This window comes from Streptomyces sp. ID05-39B (assembly GCF_033794725.1).
Classification (GTDB): Bacteria; Actinomycetota; Actinomycetes; order Streptomycetales; family Streptomycetaceae; genus Streptomyces; species Streptomyces bobili.
The window spans coordinates 1-2,021 of record NZ_JARGEF010000479.1 but is presented as its reverse complement, the minus strand read 5'-3'; the positions used below and the strand labels follow the sequence as shown (position 1 = coordinate 2,021).

Annotated in this window: 2 protein-coding genes and 1 pseudogene; all 3 read right to left on the bottom strand. The window is 74.8% G+C overall.

Annotation, left to right across the window (positions count from 1 at the left end; genetic code table 11):
• Positions 1-102 precede the first annotated feature (102 nt).
• A pseudogene (locus P1P75_RS41280) lies at positions 103-255 on the bottom strand (type I phosphomannose isomerase catalytic subunit); the annotation flags it as partial.
• 241 nt (positions 256-496) lie between these two features.
• Entirely contained in the window at positions 497-1,630 is a 1,134-nt protein-coding gene (locus tag P1P75_RS41275) for an SIS domain-containing protein (RefSeq protein WP_319265126.1), read from the bottom strand.
• A 136-nt stretch (positions 1,631-1,766) separates the two neighbouring features.
• Positions 1,767-1,937: a Trm112 family protein gene (locus tag P1P75_RS41270; RefSeq protein ID WP_150471318.1), complete on the bottom strand. Its 171-nt coding sequence runs from the start codon at positions 1,935-1,937 to the stop codon at positions 1,767-1,769.
• Between the last annotated feature and the right edge of the window lie 84 nt (positions 1,938-2,021).

Genomic DNA, 2,021 nt, shown 5'->3' with positions numbered 1-2,021 from the left:
TTTTTTTTGTTTTTTTTGTTGAAGGATGAACCGGGATTGTGGTTTTCACGCGTGCGTGGTGGGGCGGAGGCGTGTTGACAGGACCGCGTTGCCCTCTGCGGGGGTTCCCCGGCCGGTGCGGGAGGGGGCGCCGGGGTGGGCGCCCATCCACATCTCGGCCTGCGGTTCGCCGGTGGGTTCGACGTCGAGCAGGTGCGGGATGGCTGTGGGGGAACCCCAGGCGTAGGGGCGGATGATGTTGTCGAGGCGGTCCATGCGGGTGTCTGCCTGCCTGTTCTGTCTGTCCTGCGGTCGGCCGCTGCTGTCGGCCGCGCGGTCGGCTGTTGGCGGTCGGCTGTCGGCGGTCAGCTGTCGGCGGCCAGTCGGTTGCCTTCGGCGGTCGACCGGTTGCCGCCGTGTGCTGCCGGCTGCCGCGGCGTGTCGCCGTGTGTCGTCGGCTGTCCGTGACGGCGGTCCGCTGCGGGCCTCGGGGGCTGCGCGGACCGTCGTCGTCAGATCAGGCTCCCGAGGCGAGCGCCAGGTAAACGGCGGCGAAATCCGTCATGGCGATCAGTTCGGCGAGGGTCACGAGTTCGTCTCCGGCCTCGGGTTCCAGTTCGCTGATCGGCGTGTCGTGGCTGAGGGCCAGTTCGCGGGCGGCCGGGGCGGCGGTGAGGCCGCCGATCGGGCGGTCGCGCAGCAGCACCACGCGCGCGTGCAGGGCGGGCGCTTCCTCGACGCGGTCGCGGAAGAAGTCGTCCGGGTCGGCGCCGGCGGCGAGCGGGCCGGCGAGCAGGGCGTTGTGCGCGGCGAGGGCCTCGGGGAGTTCGGCCACGAGGGAGGGGCGGCCGGCGAGTTCGGCGAGCGCGGCGGCGAAGCGGCGGCCCGCGGGGCCGGCGGAGGTGCCTTCCGTCCAGATCACGGGGAGGGAGTCGGCGAGTTCGGCGGCGAGGGTCTTCGCCGGGTTGCTGTAGGTCGCGACGGCCGGGCCGCAGCGTTCGGCGATGTGGTCGAGGCGGTCGGCGACCCTTTCGAGTTCCTCGGGCGGGGCGGCGATGAGGGCGATGCGGTCCAGGAGGGCGAGCAGGGGGATGAGGAGCGCCCACAGGACTCCGGGGGCGGAGGCCGCCACGGGCGGCTGCTCGTCCTGCTCGTAGGGGGCGGTCGCCATCGGTACGAACAGGCCGTGCGCCGCGCCTGCCGCGTCGGCGAGCGGGGAGCCGGCGGGGGCCACGGCGACGACGGTGCAGCCGCGGCGGTACGCCTGCTCCACGAGGAGGGAGAGGCCTGGCTCGCTGCCGTCGGGGGTGGTGACGATGAGGAGGTCCACGGAGCCGGCCCAGCCGGGGAGTTCCCAGCGCAGTGCGCCCGCGGCGGGGGCGACGCCGGCCGGGGCGAGGCGGGTGACCGGGCAGGCGGCGCCTGCGAGGGTGCCGAGGAGGTCGGCGACGCAGGTGGCGGCGGCGCCGGGGCCCGCGAGGAGGATCGCGCGCGGGCGGCCGTCCGGTTTCAGCTCGTGCACGCCGGCCTCGGTGGCGTGCCGGGCGGCGGTGCGGACGCGGGCGCCTGCCTCGGCCGCTCCGCGCAGGAGGGCGCGGTGGTCCGCCTCGGCCAGGGCCTCCGGCGTGTCGAGCAGCGATTCGTCGAGCATGGCGTCAGGTCTCCGATCGCCTGTGGTCGTCGGTGTGCGGGTGCGCTGCGCGGCCGGCCGGTGCGGTCGCCTCGCGAGTCGTCTCGCGTGCGCCGCCTCGCGTCCGGCTTCGGCCCGTACGGCGCGGTGGGCGCCGTTACGCGGGGCGGCGGGCCTCGTCGATGAGGAGGACGGGGATGCCGTCGCGGATCGGGTACGCCAGTCCGCAGTCCTGGCCGGTGCAGATCAGCTCGGTGTCCTGCTCCTTGAGGGGGGCGTGGCAGGCCGGGCAGGCGAGGATCTCCAGGAGGCCGGCTTCGAGCGGCATGGGGGTGTCCCTTCGGGGTGAGTTCGGTGCGCCGGGGGGTGTCGCTGGTCCGGCGGGGGGGGATGTGCCTGGTCAGGGTACCGC

Excerpts from the sequence above, each read along its gene's own strand:
- P1P75_RS41275 (WP_319265126.1), bottom strand. The coding sequence starts at position 1,630 with ATGCTCGACGAATCGCTGCTCGACACGCCGGAGGCCCTGGCCGAGGCG.
- P1P75_RS41270 (WP_150471318.1), bottom strand. The coding sequence starts at position 1,937 with ATGCCGCTCGAAGCCGGCCTCCTGGAGATCCTCGCCTGCCCGGCCTGC.